The following is a 19,220-nucleotide window of genomic DNA, read 5'->3' as shown; positions in this document are numbered from 1 at the left end:
TTCAAACAGCGAAAAGGTCGCGACGGAAATAGATCCAGCTTTTGACCTCGCTTGTAGATTGCCTCGGACTTATTCGAAAATGCTAACGCTTCCGATGGTACATCCTGTACCGCGAAAGCTAGCCTGACGTCCTGTCAGGCTCACGCTATTTTCTTCAACGACCTCAAGTTCAGAGTTGATTCAATACCTTTTAAGCCAGTATTACTAAATCATTTATTGCCCCAAAGTTACTTAGAACCAAAGCTCTATTTAACAATGCTTACCTTCGTTTTCCATACAAAATTTAATTGATATTGCTCTTTTACAGATGTCATTTTTACTGCCTAGATTGCATAATTTAATGAACTGGTTTTATATACAGGTATAATGAGATTTGGCTTAATTTAAATCAAACAACTCATTAAGTCAGCCTAAAGTCGTAACGTAGGCTTAATTAGAAAACTATAATTGGTTGATAATATTGAAAATAAATTTTATCTTTTATTTTTTTAACAACATTAACGCGCAAGCTCGTTTTATTTTAGGATGTTGAGAGTATTTTATCGCTTTACATCAAAGACATAGAGAATGTAGGATGATATAAATCAATAACTTGAACAGCCGACTTTATCGGGCGAGCCGTTCAATAAGCTGTTAGGTAATCAAAGATGAGTGCTAAGAAAAATGTAGTAGTTGTCATGCTTTGCCTTATTCCTACAGCAACTCTTTTATTTTTTGTAGATTTTAATAATGACTGCCTTAAAGAAAGTGAAGCCAAATTAATATTCGAGAAAGCTGTTCAATTAGAGAAAAATGGTGATCTTAAAGGGGCTCGCATAAAGTACAAAGTCATTGATGCAAATGCATGTAAAAATTATAAATTACGTGGTGAAGCATTTAATAAAGCAGTAGCGATTCAAAAGGTACTTATAAAATCATGACTATTGCTCAATCACCTAACAAAAAGTTGGTGTTCGCACCTGCGGTGCTGGGACGTTTATACTTCACTCGTTCCTCGTTACGTGTCACCGCCCCACAACAAAAGCGTTAGGTTTTATGAGCATCAGTCAGTATTATTATATCGGCAATAATCAGAATTTATTCTTTGGAGTATTTTCTCTTTCTTTGATTGGCTATATTTTATATACCTTTGGGCTACCTGTCGTTAATGTTACTTTTTGGTCGGTAGTTGGGTATTCTCTTTACGCTGCCTTTATATTCCTATTTGCGTGGTTAGCTCATTTTTCTTTTAAAAATTACTTTAGGTTACGTGGTCATAAACGTGTAATAACTATTAATGACAAATCTATTATTTTTCCTGAGTTAGGTGACTCTTTAAAAGTTATAGAGCTCAGGTTTACTGATATAACCGAGGTGTATTTTGGCGCAGGCAGACATGGTTTACCTAACAACTTAATCATTAAGTATGGCTACGATGGTCACGCATATATTGCCAAGGATTATTTAAAACACCAAGATTTTGAGGCTATTTGTTCGTTGTTTAGAAAAGCCTTAAAAATAAATCAGATAAGTGTAAAATAAAACCTAACACATATGAGCCTTCTACCAGTCAATAGGCGAGCCTAACTTATTTGACTGCTTTTGCAGTCAAATTAAAATCAATCAACAAATTCATCTACTTCGTCTGTCATTTAGCTGTCAAATCATCGTTTACAGCAAACACATATAGAGGCTCTCTTAGTGCGATCTTATCGCTGCCTGACTCTTTTCAATCCGTTGAAATATCAGGGCACTAGACATTTATCGGTTAACCCTAAGATGGCACTATTCAAGTCAGAGGTGCTTTTTTCACAGTTAGTTTCAGGCTCATTTAGGGTGTAAACGACTTTGTTGATTGCATTTATTAATGCGCGCCAATAAGGTGTCTAATCAAGGCAATGTAGCTTAAATAGCATTTGGCATAGTGATGATGGTGAGAAGTCATTGCTTCATTAGCCACATCATTCACGGTCATGCTCGCTTCTCTTTTTAAGAGTATCTAGTTAGACGTTCAGCTCACCTTATTGCGCGACTTATCCTTTTAAGAATCGTTGTTCATCAAACACCGTTTTGTTCTTCAGCATGAAATAGACGCAGCGACCAAGCTTATGTGCCAGTGCAGACAACGCCTTTGCTTTACTCATTCGTTTTTGTAATCGATTAAGGTAGTTACGTGCTTTGTCATTGCCTCGCAGGTACAGCACCGCTGCTTCTGAGAATGCCCATTTCAAATGAGCATTACCGATTTTATTGCCATTGGTGCCATAGGTTTTACCCGCTGATTCTGCTTTGCATTTGACCAATCGAGAGTATGAAGCAAACTTTTGTACTGACTCAAATCGACTGATATCACCGATTTCATAGAGGATTGTCAGTAACAAAATCTTGCCAATACCTGGTACTGTTTTCAGTAATTCTAAATAGACGGGATTATGATTTTTGGCCTGTTTTTCAATGAACCATTCAACCTGTGCGAGTTCCTTTGCATAACAATCAAGTAGTGCCATGTCTAAATCAATGTTGCGTTGGACGATAGGATCTTGATATTGCTCGCGAAGTTTTTTTCTTGCAGAGATGTTTTTAAGGTTAAGTTCAGTGGCAGGTAAATTGTATTGGCTGTTGGTGTTAACCACATGACCTTTGAGCATGGCCCCGTGACGGACAATCTTCATTCTTCGGCGCAGTAGATCACGAGCTGCGCGCATTTCACTTGGATAATCATAAGCTATTGGAAAGTTACCACCACGCAGTAGTGTGGCAATTTTAAAGGAATAGACTTTATCATTTTTGGTTTTACCACCGTGAATCGCCTTCATATAAAGCGCATGACCTAAGATAAAATCAATCCCAAGTTCAGCACACCAGTCTGATACCCAATACCAGCAATGCATGCACTCAACCCCGACAATTACATTGCCGATATAAGGTTCTAGAATGAGTAATAAGTCATCTTTACTGGCACCTATCTTTTTATGAGCTACAACTTCCCCTTTAGAATCAATGATACAGACATAAAGTAAACGTGCATGTAAATCGATACCACAGTAGTATGGATGTGAGTTATTATAAAATCTCATTGAGCTTTCTCCTGTTGGTTTAGTCACCTTAAGCATACCGCTGATGCGGCTTGCTAGGGAGGGGGCTCAATGAGTATCAAGGCGTTCAAACGGACAAAAAAACAGTTGGCTGTTTCACTCCGTTCACAATTTTAGCAAACAATTTTTTGCCGCTTAACGTGGCGTTACACATAGACATTTTAACCTGAAACTCACGAATTAGAATTAATGTTCTAACTCGGAAATGTCCAAAAATCAGTTAGGCTTGCTTAGAAATTTACAAATTCAACTCTAAACAGAGGCCGTTGTAGAAAATAGCGTGAGCCTGACAGGACGTCAGGCTAGCTTTCGCGGTACAGGATGTACCATCGGAAGCGTTAGCATTTTCAAATAAGGCCGAAGCAGGCTGCAAATGAAGTCCAAAGCTAGAGCTATTTCCGTCGCAATTTTTTCGCTGCTGTTGTTTGGTTAAATAGCGAAAATGTTGCCGGAACGGCAGGGGTGATCCAAGAGGGGATTGCTGTTGATCCCCTTTTGGTCCGTGCAGGGTGGAACCTTGCGATCTTAGTTCAAACGAAGTTTGAAAATTCTGGTGTGGGCGAAGCGCCACGACGTTGGTGCCCGCAGGCCATAATATGATAAAAAATTAAAACGATTATTCGTTTAACACACCAACAAGGTTTATGATTAAAGAGTCTCGATAATGAAGTTGATGAGGTCTAATCATGATAATAGCTTGCCCCCATTGCGATACCTTAAATCGCGTACCTGAAGAACGTCTTGAACAACAACCAACTTGTGGGAAGTGTAAACAAAGCCTATTCGTTGGTGAACCGATAGAGCTCACTGCCGTCAATTTTAGCCACCATGCTAATAAATCAGAGTTACCACTGGTGGTCGACTTTTGGGCCAGCTGGTGCGGTCCGTGTAAAAACTTTGCGCCGGTATTTACTCAAGCAGCCAAGAAATGGGAACCTAAGTTTCGTTTCGGCAAGCTCAACACCGAAGAGCAACAAGCCCTTGCTGCCCAATTCAATATTCGCTCGATCCCAACCCTGATGGTATTTAAACAAGGCAAAGTGCTTGCACAACAATCCGGTGCTATGCCTGCATCATCATTTAACCAATGGCTAGAGTCGATTAAATAGATTTTGGACGTTAGATTACTCATTCAAAACGCGATAAACTATCGCGTTTTTGCTTAGCTTTATTTTGATTGTTGTTTAAAAGGAATTGATAAACATGAAAAAACTCTTAGTTATCTGCTTACTTGGCCTCGCGATATTTGGCTATTTAGGCAAAAACGTTGAAACCACTCAAATTGTACAAAACGTTTATGCTGACTATACCGCTGGCAGTGATAGTGCGTTACAAAATGCCATTGATAATAAGCAGAGTAACCTTCAAATCGGTGGTTCAGGGTATGTGGTAAAAATACTTTCCGATGATCTTAAAGGCAGCCGCCATCAACGATTTATTCTAAAAATAGCCAGCGGAAACACGCTATTAGTTGCCCATAATATTGATTTAGCCCCACGGATAGAAAACTTAAATGTCGGTGATACCGTCGAATTTTACGGTGTTTATGAATTTAACAACAAAGGTGGCGTCATCCATTGGACTCACCACGACCCACGCGGCCAGCACCAAAGCGGTTGGTTGAAGCATAATGGCAGCGTCTATAAATAAACAACCATTAGGTTTAAAAGATTAAGACTCAATTTACATTGAGCCTTAAGGGGGCTTATAAGATTTATCTACCGCTACTTATCTATTACTTGTGTACTGATTTAATCGCGTCTTTCACGCTGCTATATAAGCGTGAAAGCATTTTATTGAAAATGGCTCGAATAGTGGCATAAGTTAAGTCAACTACGGTTGTGACTACAGCCCCTGCAAAAGACAACATATGGCCAAGTAGTCCTCTGACATCGTCGGCGAAAGAATCTGCCGCGGCAGCAATTTTTTCAAGGGTTTTAGCGACAAGATCATAGAATGTCAAACCGTAAGATGCCGTCGCTTGCGCTACAATTGCGCCATAATAGCCTGCCTCTTTTAAGACCGTAATTAATGCTGCGCTGAGTTTGTCACTCCACTGGTCTGAATAGCTTGCTTGATTGCGGTTTTCATAACGTAATTTTACCGGCTTTAAATATTCGCTAGCTTTAACATGTAAATGGCCCCAATGCTCAGTGTTTGCAGAGACTAAATAACCTGGTTCGGCTCCAGCTTTAGGATCCATACCATGAGCACTAATCCTCAAACCTTGACTGTTATCTAAGCGATATTCCACTCCTTGATAAGGCGCATGAATAAAAGGCCATAAAGGCACTTTTGGGACTACATCAGCGCCGTGGGTGCAGCGAAAAATTTGATTTAGTCTATGGGTGTTAGCCGAGGCAAAACCTTGTTGTCCAACTCTTGGGGAGCCAAAAGTGTATAAATTAATATTTGAAGCGTAGTTATTAACAGATGCCCAGTCTGCAGCTAGAGAAGCTAGTGCGCCACCTAAGCTATGACCGACAAAATGTATCGCTTTTCCGGGATTTGATATACGCCACTTATCCAAAAAAGTCGCAATTTGTTGTCTTAGTGAAGCAAAAGCATTATTAAATCCAGCGTGCACTATTTGGTTACCATCACCGACGCTTAAACCAAGTTGCGCATTCGTTCCCCAATCTGCAATAAGCTGAGTACCACGAATAGCGATGATTGCATCTCCTAGGTATTGTCCTTTACCTAATCCCATAACAGCAAAACCCGACTGGCGATTAAAAATAAATCCGCCTGTTTTTCCTATACCTTTGCTATTAATGGCAAAGTATTTTTCTATGTAGGTATTTCCAAATATGTCAGCATCCTCTGCATCAATTAAACTATAAACATTTGCTGCTAGTTCTGACGCTAACTTAGGCGATAATTGATTCATAAACTGTCCTTGTCATTTAATGGCTTTATTAATCGTATTTTTCTCTTTTCTGTACTTCCAATCGTTCTAATTCTGGCCAGCGACAAATACTCAATACCTGATAGCGCACAACACCACTAGAGAACGCTTCATCAATGATTTCATTTTTAACTTCTTCATTTGATACGTCGCAGTTTAATTGCGTCAACCTTTCAGCTAAATATGAAATATGTTTTTCGCCTGTAGATACCGATAGCCAAAGTCTTAGATCTGAATGACTTCCTTCAGCGATTTTAATCGTTTGAGATACACGTGTTTCTGCAAAAGGCTTATTTGGATGTGCTGTGCTGTAAATGATTTCAGGAAAGCTAAATTTTCCATCAGCGTCTGTAGTGGTGTAGTCCCATTCTTTTTCTTCCATGACACCAGAGTATTGATAACCTCTTTTTAGCTTAATACCGGCTAGAGGTTTTCCCTCATGGGTTAAGCTACCTATCACTTCAGGAAATACTTCGACATCGACTTTTTTAAACATGCTAAACATTGACTCCTCCGAGTAGCAACTAACGGCGACAATCAGACACAGGAATGCAAAAATCCCAATATATGCTCTATAGGCCATAGATGAAGCAACTCCCTGCTTTGTAATTCAGATGATTATTTTTTAAACGAAGTTATTGTAGAGTGATTCTTTAAGGGTATCTATTATTATAAATGACTATTTTTTATAGTGTAATGATGAAAAGGGTATGTCCAGTTGAGATGTTTTTACTTTATCCAGCAGTAAATTAAATTGAGAAGATCAAAGACGTTTTAAGTTATTTATTGTAAAAACGACGAAGCGTTATCCCGGCTAAAAAGCATTGCCGGAATAACGCTTGATTTGACCCGTGCAGTATGGAGTCTTTTGACCAAAATCCAAACCAAGTTTGGACATAAAAAAGAGTAACCGTGATGACTCAAGGTTACCCTTTTTTCAGGTTCACTTTTTATTCAGAAGCACTCTTTATTCAGAAGCACTATCTACTCTGGGTCTCTCTTTATTCAGGATCTCTTTCTACTCTTGAACCATTCTATTCGAAATAAATCTATTCTGGATCATAGTCCAATATCGGTGACAACCATTTCTCTGCTTCTGCCAACGTCATGCCTTTACGCTGGGCATAATCTTCTACCTGATCTTTACCAATATTAGTCACGCCAAAATAGCGTGATTTCGGATGGGCAAAGTACCAGCCTGAAACAGCAGCCGTTGGGTACATGGCAAAGCTTTCGGTGATGTTCAAATCAATCGTTTCATCTGGTTTGAGCAAATCCCATAACAAACCTTTTTCAGTGTGGTCTGGGCATGCTGGGTAACCTGGCGCTGGGCGAATGCCTTTATAACGTTCGCGAATTAACGCTTCATTGTCGAGCACTTCATCGGCGGCATAACCCCAAAACTCTTTACGAACACGTTCGTGCATACGCTCGGCAAAGGCTTCGGCTAAACGGTCTGCTAAGCATTTGAGCATAATCGCGTTGTAGTCATCGTGATTGGCTTCAAAACGGGCAACATGTTCATCAATACCGTGCCCCGTCGTTACCGCAAAACCGCCCATGTAATCAGCAACGCCTGAATCTTTTGGAGCGACAAAATCTGATAAACAGAAGTTGTCGTTACCCACGCGTTCAAGCTGCATACGTAAATGATGGGTGGTCATTTCCAATGTGGTGCGGCTTTCATCGGTATACAGTTCAATGTCGTCATGGTTGACGGTATTGGCTGGGAATAAACCGATTACTGCTTTGGCGGTAAGCCATTTTTCAGCAATAATTTGCTTCAACATGGCTTGGCCATCGGCAAATAATTTAACCGCTTCTTCACCAACGACTTTGTCTTTTAAAATTTCAGGGTAATGACCGTGCAGTTCCCAGCTTCTAAAGAACGGTGTCCAATCGATACGTTCGACTAGGTCTTCTAATGGATAGTCATCAAACACCTGGCGACCTAATACATTAGGCGTAAATGGGGTGTAGTTTTCCCAGTCGTGTTTGCAACGGTTTTCGCGCGCCGCTTCAATCGACACGATGGTTTTACGCTTGGTTTGCGACAAACGTTTTTCACGCATCATGTCGTATTCTGCGTAGGCTTCGTCAATGGTTGCTTGGCGAGTGGCGTTATTAATCAGCTTAGACACCATAGGTACAGCGCGAGATGCATCGGCAATGTAAATTGCGCCGTGTGGGTAATGCGGTGCTATTTTTACTGCAGTATGAATTTTAGAGCAGGTTGCACCACCGATAATAGCAGGGATGGTTAAGCCTTCACGGTGGAAGGTTTTCACGTTGTGGACCATTTCATCCAAACTTGGCGTGATTAAACCAGACATGCCGATAATGTCGATATTATGCTCTTTTACTGCATCGAGAATTTTATCAACCGATACCATGACCCCAAGGTCGACCACTTCGTAGCCGTTACAGGCAAGTACTACTCCAACAATATTTTTACCGATGTCATGCACATCACCTTTAACGGTGACCATTAAAATTCGGCCGTTTGACTGGCCTGCAACCTTTTCAAGCTCAATATATGGGTTTAGGTAAGCGACGGCTTTTTTCATTACTCGTGCCGATTTGACCACTTGCGGTAAGAACATTTTGCCAGCACCAAATAAGTCGCCGACCACGTTCATGCCGTCCATCAGCGGTCCTTCAATAACATCGAGCGGGCGCACGGCTTCTTGACGAGCAGCTTCGGTGTCTTCATCAATAAATTCGGTAATGCCTTTAACCAATGCGTGCGATAAACGTTTGGATACCGGCCAGCTGCGCCAGGCTAAATCTTCTTTTTTGGCCACTTGTGAGCCATCGCCTCTAAAGCTTTCAGCGATGTCGAGTAGCTGCTCGGTGTTGTTTGAGTCGGCTACCGGACATGGTAAGTTTTGAACTACGTTTTCAACCCGTTTTTTGAGCTCTGGTTCAATATCATCGTATATGGCTAACTGACCAGCGTTAACAATACCCATGTCCATGCCGGCTTGAATGGCATGGTATAAAAACACCGCGTGAATGGCTTCGCGTACTGGGTTGTTACCGCGGAACGAGAATGACACGTTAGACACGCCGCCTGAGATCATTGCGTGTGGCAAGGTGGCTTTGATGTCTTTTATCGATTCGATAAAGTCGACTGCATAGTTGTCGTGTTCATCAATACCGGTGGCAATGGCGAAAATGTTAGGGTCAAAAATAATGTCTTCTGGTGGAAAGCCAACAACATCAACCAAAATGCGATAAGCACGGGTACAGATTTGGGTTTTACGCTCACGTGTATCGGCTTGGCCGTCTTCGTCAAAGGCCATTATAATGGCTGCCGCACCATAGCGTTTTACTAAGGTGGCTTGTTCAATAAATTTGGCTTCGCCTTCTTTCATCGAAATAGAGTTAACAATCGACTTGCCTTGAACGCATTTAAGCCCAGCTTCAATCACTTCCCACTTTGATGAGTCAATCATGATGGGCACGCGGGAGATGTCGGGCTCAGAGGCGATTAAGTTTAAAAACTTCGCCATTGACGCCACGCCATCAAGCATACCTTCGTCCATGTTGACGTCGATAATTTGCGCGCCATTTTCAACCTGCTCGCGCACGACATCTAAGGCTTCTTCAAACTTTTCTTCTTTAATTAAGCGTAAAAACTTAGCCGAACCGGTCACGTTAGCGCGCTCACCGACGTTAACAAATAACGAGTTTTTGTCGATGGTGAGTGGCTCTAGGCCCGATAAACGACACGCCACAGGTATATCTGGTATCTGTCTTGGTTCGTGTCTGAGCACCGCTTCACGAATAGCACTAATGTGTGCGGGTGTACTACCACAACAACCGCCGACAATATTGAGCATGCCTTCTTGCGCCCATTGATTAATGACTTCGGCCATTTCTTCTGGGGTTTCATCGTAGCCACCAAATTCGTTGGGTAAGCCAGCATTTGGGTGGGCAGAGACATAACATTCGGCAATACGTGATAATTCTTCAACGTACGGGCGCAGCTCTTTTGGTCCGAGGGCGCAGTTAAGGCCAATCGATAACGGCTTGATGTGGCGTAAAGAGTTATAAAAGGCTTCGGTGGTTTGGCCGGTTAATGTACGACCAGAGGCGTCGGTAATAGTGCCAGAGATCATAACGGGTAGGCGATCGCCAAGTTGATCGAATACTTTTTCAATCGCAAATAGGGCGGCTTTGGCGTTTAAAGTATCAAAAATGGTTTCAACCATAATGATATCGGCGCCACCTTCAATTAAGGCGCTGGTGGATTCAACATAAGCGTCGACTAATTGGTCGAAACTGACATTACGAAACGCTGGGTCGTTAACGTCTGGACTGATAGAGCAAGTACGGTTGGTTGGGCCTAATACACCAGCAACATAACGTGGTGAACCTGTTTGCGCGGCCACTTCGTCGGCCGCTTGGCGGGCGACTCGGGCGCCAGCAAGGTTAATTTCAGCGGCTAGCGACTGCATATCGTAGTCGGCCATGGCAATGGTGGTGGCATTAAAGGTGTTGGTTTCAATAATGTCGGCACCGTTTAGCAGGTACTGAGTATGAATATCTTTAATGATTTGCGGTTGGCTGAGTACTAATAAGTCGTTGTTGCCTTTAACATCGCAATGCCAATCTTTAAAACGCTCGCCACGATAATCTTCTTCTTCCAACTTATAGTCTTGGATCATGGTGCCCATGGCGCCATCTAAAATCACAATACGCTGCGCTAACAATGCATTAAGTTGTTCAAGTGTTTGACTGTAAGAAGTCGATTTCGCCATAACAGTTACCTTTTTATCACTATGTTGCTTGATACCTTGATTGAGATAAGCATACCCTTATTTTTACAATAGTAGGGCGATAACATCATTGCTGTGCACAAGTGTTGTAAATAACAGTTATACACAACGGTTGCTTTAACCGTTGCAGGCAATTGCCTTGGACAATTACTGCGTACAATGATTATCTTCTAAATGATTATCTTTTAAGATAGTATTTTAGACATATAAACGTATAGACGTCCATAGTACGCGAATTTTTATCACTAGAGCAAGGCTGAATTAAATGAAACAAGCCAAGATAATATTAATGCGCCATGGAGAATGCGAAGGTGGGGCAATATTTCGCGGCCAAACCGATGTAAAGCTCACCGACACTGGAATGGCCCAAATGCAGCAAGCGTTTGCTGAACTGCAATATCCAATTAGCCATGTGTTTAGTTCGCCATTGCAACGGTGTCAGCAATTCAGCCAGCCTTTAACGCAGCGATTAACATTACCGTTAACGACGATACCAGCACTGCAAGAAATTGATTTTGGTGTCTGGGATGGGCAATTGTTTGATGCAATTTATCAGCAAAATCCAGGTAAATTTGATGCTTACTGGCATAACCCATGGTTGGCTGATAGCACGCCTGATAAAGCCGAGTCGGTAAGCGATTTTGCTGCGCGAGTAGAAGCCGGGCTCATGAGCGTGGTTGATGAACTGTGGCGCTCACGTCATCAGCAGCACTCTTGTTTACTGTCTATCGACGAACAACAAGGGCAAAGCTTGCCGCAAACTGCTCAAGCTGTCGATTGTCCCCATGCGTTAGTGGTTACTCACGGTGGGGTGATGCGCTGTTTAATGGGCTACGTGCTTAAGGTTGGCCAATCTAGCGGAATATTCGCTAACCTAGCGATCCCCTATGCTGCTATTATGGTGCTCGATGTATATTGGCCTGATGATGTTGATAAGGTTGACGCTTTTCAAGCGACAGCAATGAATAGCAATACCGCTAAAGTGAGCTTTACATTACATTGGCCGTAACACTTCATTGGCTGAGCGTTACAACCATAGTGTCATTATTTTTGCGCCATAATTTGCATAATAATCTGCGCCATAACGTGCGTAGTCATTAGTGTCACAATTTGCATAGTTATTTGCAAAGTTATTTGCAAAGTTATCAGCGCCGTAATTTGAATAGTTATTTGCGTCATAATTGTCGTAATAATCTGCGTCGAAACCATAGTGCCTTTCAAGGTATTGGGAATTGGGATAAGCCCAAACTGTACCCGCAACTGTAGATGTACCCATCGAATATGGGGACATAAGTCAGATACCAGCTTTGAATCGCCTCAATATCCATGCCTAAGCGGGTGACTTAGGGGAGTTATTAAATAGATGTTTGTGTTAATTAATTGGACATGGCGGGCTAACTTTCATGTCTGAATCTGTATTAGATGTAAATCATCTTTTTTGGCAAGTCGATAATAAAACGATTCTGGCGGACATTCATTTCAGTTTGCCTAAAGGCCAGATGCTAGGACTAATTGGTCCCAATGGCGCAGGAAAGTCGAGCCTGTTACGCTGCTTATATCGCTATATTGTGCCGACCAGCGGCGATATTGAGATATTTTCTAAACCCATCAGTGAGTATTCCTCTAAGTTGTTAGCGCAGAATATTGCTGTGGTGCAACAAGATACCCCGCATTATTTTGACATGACCACCGAGCAATTAGTGTCGATGGGGCTTACTCCGCATAAAGGCTTGTTTGACTCAAACACAGCCCAAGACCGTGAACGTGTGGTGAGTGCCTTAACCAAAGTGGGATTACAGCAAAAAGCTCAGCAACAATATGAACTGTTATCTGGCGGTGAAAAACAACGTGCCCTAATTGCCCGAGCCATTGTGCAACAGCCGCATATTCTTATTTTAGATGAACCGACCAATCACTTAGATATTCGTTATCAAATTCAAATTCTTGAACTCGTTGCATCTTTAGGCATCAGTGTTATTGCTTCTATACACGATCTGAATTTAGCCAGTGCAATGTGCGATAAATTACTGCTACTCGACCAAGGACGATTAATTGCTAAAGGTACCCCAACAGAAGTGCTAACCGAGCGGCAAATTAGTGACGTGTTTGGTGTGTGCTGCGACATTAATCTTCACCCACAACACGGTAAGCCGCTGATCAGTTATTTTTATGGTTACCAACCGAGTCAGAAAGGATGCCCCGATCATGATTGATGCATCGCAACGTCGCTACTATGTTTGTTTCAGTCTGTTGGTATTGGCTACACTGCTTACCCCGATATTTGCCGCCAGTTTTGGGGCGGCTAACATTCATCTTAATGACGTATTAATGATATTTAATACCTTATTGGGCGGCGACATGCCGAGTGCGATTGAAGGCAGTGAACATGCGGTTACGATAACCCAACGTATTGTGCTTGAATTACGCTTACCGAGAATTTTGTTGGCCTTTGTGGCTGGCGCAGGGTTGTCTATAGCAGGCAGTGTATTACAAACCGTGACCCGCAACCCGTTGGCCGACCCGTATTTGTTTGGCATTAGCTCCGGGGCGTCATTTGGTGCAGTGCTGGTGGTGTCGTTATTCAGTCAAACCGGTTTGTTTGCCGAAATGTTTTCTGGTGTATTGACTATAGCGCCAAGCTTTACCGCGCAACCTTGGTGGTCTTGGTCGACATTAAGCATACCGATAGGAGCATTCATCGGCGCCAGTTTATCGGTGTTGGTGGTGTTTATTTTGTCGGGACCTGGTCGAAGTAGCCAAGTTGAACGTATGTTGCTGTCTGGTGTAGCAACGTCGTTTCTGTTTGGGGCATTGACTAGCTTGCTGTTGTATTTTTCAACCCCTCAAGCTGCGGCGTCAGTACTGTTTTGGAGTTTAGGCAGTTTTGCTAAAGCCAGTTGGTCTAATTTACTCTTACCCAGTGTGACGGTAGGGGTGAGTTTATTGATTATGTTGGCATTTAGACGGCAAATTATGGCGCTGCAAGCGGGTGATGAAACGGCTCATACATTAGGGATTAATGTCGCAAAATTGCGCTTAAGTATGTTGTTACTGTGTTCGCTTATTACGGCAATGTTGGTGGCAACTTGTGGTGGCATTGGTTTTGTTGGTTTGATGATCCCGCATACGGTTAGGCTATTATTTTCCGGACGTCAGCCGATGATCTTAACCGCGATGTTAGGTGGCTTATTTATGGTGTGGATTGACGTGATAGCACGATGCATTTTATTTAACCAAGAATTGCCTGTCGGCATTATTACAGCTGCATTGGGCAGCGTGTTTTTCTTGTTTATTTTGCGTCAACGCCGTTAAACACTGAGCTCTTTTTATAGGCACATAGCTAAGCACATAGCTAAGAATTAGATAAGCACATAGATAAGCACATAGATAAGCTCTTTGATAAGCACTGTATGAGTGCTGCAATACATCATATTGAATTTTATCTGCCCGAATTGTTGGAGTCGCCATGTTTGTTATAGAAGCCGTTAAGTCAGATGTTGATGCCAATATTCAACATAAGATTAATCAAAAAACCAAACCATTAGGGGCATTAGGGCAGCTAGAAACCTTGGCGCTACAGATTGCTCGGGTGCAGTACAGCGGCGATAAACAGTCGTTAAGCACACCGCTGCAAATCACTAAACCAACGATGTTAGTGTTTGCTGCCGACCATGGCATTGCCGCTTACGGCGTGTCGATTGCGCCAAGCGAAGTGACCACTCAAATGGTGCATAATTTTGTCCAAGGCGGCGCGGCAATTAATGTGTTTTGTCGCCAAGTCGGGTTTGAGCTTGAAATTATCGATTGCGGAATATTACAACCGCTTACAGGCCAAGCCAATGTTATCGACCAACGCTTAGGCGCAGGCACTAAGGCTATGCATTTAGCTGCGGCTATGCCACTTGAAAAAGTCGCCCAAGGGTTTGAATTTGCTCGACAGTTGGTTGCTCGCCATGTTGATGCCGGTTGTAATTTAATTGCTTTAGGTGAAATGGGTATCGGCAATACTTCTGCTGCGACTGCGGTAATGTCAGCTATGCTCAATATTGATGTTGAGCAATGTGTTGGTAGAGGCACGGGAATTGATGATGCTACCTTGGTTATTAAAACAAAACTCATTAACCAAGCACTTGATTTACATCAACATGAGTTAGTTTCTCCTGAAGCTATTTTGGCTCACGTTGGCGGTTTTGAAATAGTGCAAATGACCGGGGCGATACTGGCAGCTGCGGAACAAAAAATATTAGTGGTGATTGATGGTTTTATCGCTACTGCTGCAGCATTAGTTGCGGTAAAATTATCTCCACAATCAAGAGACTATTTAGTTTTTGCTCATGAGTCGCAAGAGCAAGGACATAAGCTTCTGTTACAACAGCTACAAGCAACACCATTGTTGTCGCTGGGATTAAGACTTGGAGAAGGCACTGGCGCTGCGTTAGCGTTACCGTTAATTCAAGCTGCGGTGAATTTTTACAATCAAATGGCCAGTTTCGATGATGCTGGCGTTAATAATGTGGTTTAAGGGAACAACATGTCTGGCGAGATAAAATGGTTGCGGCAGTTAAATTTATTTTTTGTGGCGATGAGTTTTTTTACTCGGATCCCCGTTCCATCGTGGGTGGTGATTGATAGCGATAAGCTCAACAAAGCTAGCCGTTATTTTGGTTTAGTGGGCTTACTCATTGGCTTAATTTGTGCGTTGGTATTTTGGCTTGCACAGCTGATTTTACCGGCAAGCATTGCCATTTTATTAGCCATGGTCGCGGGTGTATTAGTGACCGGCGCCTTCCATGAAGACGGCTTAGCCGATACCGCAGATGGTTTTGGTGGGGGTTGGACGGTAGAAGACAAGCTGCGCATCATGAAAGATTCGCGTTTGGGCAGTTATGGTGCCTTGTCGCTGGGATTAGTGTTATTGCTAAAATGGCAATTGTTAGTCGAACTGGCTTTATATAGCCCAATGGCGGCGGTCAGTGCGCTTGTAGCAGGCCATACACTCAGCCGCGTTGTGGCATCAAGCTTGATTTTTAGTGAGCAATACGTCCGTGATGACGACACCAGCAAATCAAAGCCGATTGCCCAAGACCAGCAATTAAATGATTTATTTATTTTAATCGCCAGCGGTATTTTTGTGTTGTTATGGCTTAACGGTTTGGCGGCGTTTGTGCTATTTATTACCTTGTGGCTAGTACGCATTTTGTTAGGCGGCTTTTTCCGTAAACAAATTGGTGGCTACACCGGTGACACACTAGGCGCTGCGCAGCAAATCAGCGAAGTGTGTTGTTACTTAGTTATTTTAGCGGTTGGATTAAGCTAATGATTCATTTGGTGTTAGGCGGTGCGCGTAGCGGTAAAAGTCGATATGCAGAGCAATGTGTGGCGGAATACGCTGCTATTGGTTATTCCTGTGTTTACTTAGCCACAGCCACAGCGTTAGACCATGAAATGTCTGCGCGCATTAATCAACACCAACAAGACCGTATGTCCAGCGTCCATAGCTGGACATTGCACGAACAAGCTTATGACGTTGGCCAAACATTGGTGGCGATAGATAAACCACAACAAGTCATATTGCTCGATTGCCTGACGTTATTATTAACCAATCACTTATTGTTAAATGACGGCGCCTCGTGGGCCACGCAAAAGTCATTACTCATCGACAGTTTGTCTGCTTTGCAAAGCGATGTGGTGTTAGTCAGTAATGAAGTGGGCTCGGGCATAGTTCCCATGGGTGAGTTAAATCGTCGTTTTGTTGATGAAGCGGGCTGGCTCAACCAAGAAATAGCCGCAATATCTGATCAAGTCACTTTGGTGGTCGCAGGCCTACCGTTGGCCTTAAAAGCATAATGTCATTGGTTGACGATCAATCTTCAATCGCCCCACCATTACGTGGCGCATTAATGGTGCAAGGCACCACCTCTGATGCGGGTAAAAGCACGCTTGTTGCCGGTTTATGTCGTTTATTTTCCCGTCAAAACATTAATGTCGCGCCTTTTAAACCACAAAATATGGCGCTAAACAGTGCTGTAACTGTCGATGGCGGTGAAATTGGCCGAGCCCAAGCATTGCAAGCTATTGCTTGTGGTTTAGCGCCCCATACAGATTTTAATCCGGTGTTGTTAAAACCAAGTTCTGATACCGGCGCCCAAGTCATTATTCACGGTAAAGCGTTAACTACATTAGAAGCCAAGGCCTTTTTCGGACCCGAGAGTTATGGTTATAAAACCTTAGCGTTAGCGGCAGTGATGCAATCTTACAGGCGCTTGCAGCAACAGTACTCGTTAGTGGTGATTGAAGGGGCGGGCAGTCCGGCAGAAATCAATTTACGTGAAGGTGATATTGCCAATATGGGCTTTGCCGAAGAGGCAGATTGCCCAGTGATCATTATTGCTGATATTGATAAAGGCGGTGTGTTCGCCCATTTAGTTGGTACGTTGGCATTATTAAGCTCGTCTGAGCAAGCGCGAGTAAAAGGCTTTGTGATAAATCGTTTTCGCGGTGATATCAGCTTGTTGCAGCCAGGAATTGATTGGCTTGAAGCCTATACCAACAAACCTGTATTAGGCGTATTACCATATTTGCACGATCTACATCTAGACGCTGAAGATGCGTTAATTGATACCCCTCAAAGCTCATTACCGACAGCATTATCTGCCAACCAGCGTATGTCTGTATTGGTGTTAGTGTACCCAAGGATCAGTAATCATACCGACTTTGATCCGCTGCGTTTACACCCGCATATTGATTTTCATTATGTGAGTATGCAGAGCATGGCTCAATCATCCCATTGGCCCGCTGCAGATTTAGTCATATTACCTGGCAGTAAGAATGTTCGTGCAGATTTAGCTTTTGTACGTGAGCAAGGTTGGGACATCGCCTTAACAAAACATTTACGTTATGGCGGTAAAGTCATCGGCATTTGTGGCGGTTACCAAATGCTCGGTGAGCTTATTGATGATCCTTTAGGTATTGAAGATAATGCTGGTTGCAGTGACGGATTGGGCTTATTACCGATTACGACCGTATTAACTGCCAGCAAAACCTTAACTCAAGTAAGGGGTCACTTACGCTTACAAGACCAGCAGGCAGAGTTTAGTGGTTACGAGATCCATTGTGGTGAGTCTTCACTCACTCAAAGCGACGTTATCCAGCCGCTATTGATTGAACAATACGCCCAGCAGCCAATGGCGATGACCAAGCTTGATGGCATGGTGAGTAATGACCAGCAAATTTTAGCGACCTATGTGCATGGATTATTTGACCATCCCGCTGCATGCCAACTTATTTTGCAATGGGCTGGCTTAGACAGTCGCCATACTATCGATATTAACCAAATTCGCGAGCAGCAACTAAATCGTCTTGCCGACGTATTAGAAGCGCATTTGGACATGAATACATTGAAAGGAATAATCTCATGACAACTGATAACCACGAAAATGAACAAGCTAACACTATTGATGCAAGCAAAGCTGAACGTCATAAAGCCCGCCAGCAGAAAGTCAAAGTGGGCGTTGATGCCAAAATTGCCGCAGCGCAAGACGAAAAAGGTATTTTGCTGGTACTAACCGGTAACGGAAAAGGCAAATCGACATCTGGTTTTGGTTCGATTACCCGCGCTGTGGGCCATGGTCATAAAGCCGCAGTGGTGCAATTTATTAAAGGCACTTGGGCTTGTGGTGAACGTAATTTACTCGAAGGTGCTGGAGTGCCATTTCATGTAATGGGTACCGGCTTTACCTGGGAAACTCAAGACAAAGAAAAAGACACCCAAGCAGCAATGGAAGCCTGGCTTGAGGCAGAAAAACTGCTTAAAGACGAATCGATTAATATGGTGCTGCTTGATGAGCTGACTTACATGGTCAGTTACCACTATATCGAACTTGAGCGAGTATTAACGGCATTAAGAAATCGCCCAGCGATGCAGCATGTGATTATTACAGGCCGCGCTTGTCATCGTGACATCATTGAATTAGCCGATACGGTCAGCGAAGTACAGCCGATTAAACATGCGTTTAACGAAGGTATTAAAGCCCAGTTAGGCTTTGATTATTAAAGTTATTTTTTATTTTTAATTATGGCCTGCGGCCACTAACGTCGTGGCGCTTCGCCCACACCAGATCTTTCAAACTTCGTTTGAATTAAGATCGCAAGGTTCCACCCTGCACGGGCCAAAAGGGGATCAACAGCAATCCCCTCTTGGATCACCCCTGCCGTTCCGGCAACATTTTCAAAGAGCGAAAAGGTCGCGACGGAAATTGATTTAGCTTTAAATCGCGTATTTAATCGTCTTCGACCTTATTCAAAAATGCTAACGCCTCCGATGGGGCGTCCCTTCCCCTCGAAAGCTAGATGGCCATCCTTGGCCAGCTCACGTCATTTTCTTCAACGTCCTCAAGTTCCAGAGTTGAATCAAACCTATTACAAGCAAGGCAAGTAACTTATTTATGATCCATT

The 19,220-nt window shown here is 43.0% G+C and carries 16 protein-coding genes and 1 riboswitch; of the genes, 12 read left to right on the top strand and 4 right to left on the bottom strand.

What is annotated here, in order from left to right; translation table 11 throughout:
* Positions 1 to 647 precede the first annotated feature (647 nt).
* A complete protein-coding gene (locus tag CXF88_RS05290; RefSeq protein ID WP_101085881.1) occupies positions 648 to 920 on the top strand; it encodes a hypothetical protein in 273 nt (90 codons plus the stop codon).
* A 115-nt stretch (positions 921 to 1,035) separates the two neighbouring features.
* Positions 1,036 to 1,521, top strand: a complete 486-nt coding sequence (locus tag CXF88_RS05285) for a hypothetical protein (RefSeq protein WP_101085880.1) — start codon at positions 1,036 to 1,038, stop codon at positions 1,519 to 1,521.
* A gap of 491 nt (positions 1,522 to 2,012) precedes the next feature.
* Here CXF88_RS05285 and CXF88_RS05280 read toward each other — a convergent pair whose 3' ends face one another.
* Positions 2,013 to 3,056, bottom strand: a complete 1,044-nt coding sequence (locus tag CXF88_RS05280) for an IS110-like element ISShfr7 family transposase (RefSeq protein WP_101085879.1) — start codon at positions 3,054 to 3,056, stop codon at positions 2,013 to 2,015.
* A 704-nt stretch (positions 3,057 to 3,760) separates the two neighbouring features.
* On the opposite strand from CXF88_RS05280, the gene trxC reads away from it, so the two are divergent.
* A complete protein-coding gene (gene trxC / locus CXF88_RS05275; RefSeq protein WP_101085878.1) occupies positions 3,761 to 4,183 on the top strand; it encodes a thioredoxin TrxC in 423 nt (140 codons plus the stop codon).
* A 94-nt stretch (positions 4,184 to 4,277) separates the two neighbouring features.
* Positions 4,278 to 4,724, top strand: coding sequence for a DUF3465 domain-containing protein (locus CXF88_RS05270; protein WP_197708410.1), 447 nt, complete (start codon positions 4,278 to 4,280; stop codon positions 4,722 to 4,724).
* A gap of 85 nt (positions 4,725 to 4,809) precedes the next feature.
* On the opposite strand, the gene CXF88_RS05265 is transcribed toward CXF88_RS05270, so the two are convergent.
* From CXF88_RS05265 to metH, 3 genes are all read right to left on the bottom strand, one after another.
* On the bottom strand, positions 4,810 to 5,964 hold the full coding sequence (locus CXF88_RS05265) for a lipase family protein (protein WP_101085877.1): 1,155 nt from the start codon (positions 5,962 to 5,964) through the stop codon (positions 4,810 to 4,812).
* A gap of 28 nt (positions 5,965 to 5,992) precedes the next feature.
* Positions 5,993 to 6,478 carry a DUF6795 domain-containing protein gene (locus CXF88_RS05260; protein WP_157822773.1) on the bottom strand — a complete coding sequence of 162 codons (486 nt, stop codon included), beginning with the start codon at positions 6,476 to 6,478 and terminating at the stop codon, positions 5,993 to 5,995.
* 553 nt (positions 6,479 to 7,031) lie between these two features.
* The gene (gene metH, locus CXF88_RS05255; RefSeq protein ID WP_101085875.1) at positions 7,032 to 10,748 is read right to left on the bottom strand and encodes a methionine synthase; all 3,717 of its coding nucleotides are present in this window, start codon (positions 10,746 to 10,748) and stop codon (positions 7,032 to 7,034) included.
* A gap of 283 nt (positions 10,749 to 11,031) precedes the next feature.
* Between metH and CXF88_RS05250 the strand changes: the two genes are divergently transcribed.
* The 8 genes from CXF88_RS05250 (at position 11,032) to cobO (ending at position 18,819) form a co-directional block, all read left to right on the top strand.
* Positions 11,032 to 11,775 (top strand): histidine phosphatase family protein, encoded by a 744-nt coding sequence (locus CXF88_RS05250; protein ID WP_101085874.1) that lies wholly within the window; start codon positions 11,032 to 11,034, stop codon positions 11,773 to 11,775.
* Positions 11,776 to 11,957: 182 nt separating this feature from the next.
* Positions 11,958 to 12,091, top strand: a riboswitch (cobalamin riboswitch).
* Positions 12,092 to 12,169: 78 nt separating this feature from the next.
* Complete coding sequence (locus CXF88_RS05245) at positions 12,170 to 12,979, top strand: ABC transporter ATP-binding protein (protein ID WP_101085873.1); 810 nt, start codon at positions 12,170 to 12,172, stop codon at positions 12,977 to 12,979.
* Positions 12,972 to 14,078: an iron ABC transporter permease gene (locus CXF88_RS05240; protein ID WP_101085872.1), complete on the top strand. Its 1,107-nt coding sequence runs from the start codon at positions 12,972 to 12,974 to the stop codon at positions 14,076 to 14,078. The genes CXF88_RS05245 and CXF88_RS05240 overlap by 8 nt, the downstream gene beginning before the upstream one ends.
* Positions 14,079 to 14,232: 154 nt before the next feature.
* Positions 14,233 to 15,288 (top strand): nicotinate-nucleotide--dimethylbenzimidazole phosphoribosyltransferase, encoded by a 1,056-nt coding sequence (gene cobT, locus CXF88_RS05235; protein WP_101085871.1) that lies wholly within the window; start codon positions 14,233 to 14,235, stop codon positions 15,286 to 15,288.
* A 9-nt stretch (positions 15,289 to 15,297) separates the two neighbouring features.
* The gene (locus tag CXF88_RS05230) at positions 15,298 to 16,083 is read left to right on the top strand and encodes an adenosylcobinamide-GDP ribazoletransferase (protein WP_101085870.1); all 786 of its coding nucleotides are present in this window, start codon (positions 15,298 to 15,300) and stop codon (positions 16,081 to 16,083) included.
* On the top strand, positions 16,083 to 16,613 hold the full coding sequence (gene cobU / locus CXF88_RS05225; RefSeq protein ID WP_101085869.1) for a bifunctional adenosylcobinamide kinase/adenosylcobinamide-phosphate guanylyltransferase: 531 nt from the start codon (positions 16,083 to 16,085) through the stop codon (positions 16,611 to 16,613). The genes CXF88_RS05230 and cobU overlap by 1 nt, the downstream gene beginning before the upstream one ends.
* Entirely contained in the window at positions 16,613 to 18,184 is a 1,572-nt protein-coding gene (locus tag CXF88_RS05220; protein ID WP_101085868.1) for a cobyric acid synthase, read from the top strand. The genes cobU and CXF88_RS05220 overlap by 1 nt, the downstream gene beginning before the upstream one ends.
* A complete protein-coding gene (gene cobO, locus CXF88_RS05215) occupies positions 18,181 to 18,819 on the top strand; it encodes a cob(I)yrinic acid a,c-diamide adenosyltransferase (RefSeq protein WP_101085867.1) in 639 nt (212 codons plus the stop codon). Before CXF88_RS05220 ends, cobO begins: the two co-directional genes overlap by 4 nt.
* Positions 18,820 to 19,220: the final 401 nt, after the last annotated feature.

It is taken from the genome of Shewanella sp. ALD9, from assembly GCF_002836315.1.
In the GTDB taxonomy this organism is placed as follows: domain Bacteria; phylum Pseudomonadota; class Gammaproteobacteria; order Enterobacterales; family Shewanellaceae; genus Shewanella.
The sequence above is the reverse complement of the archived record's forward strand: the minus strand, read 5'-3'. Positions and strand labels throughout refer to the sequence as shown.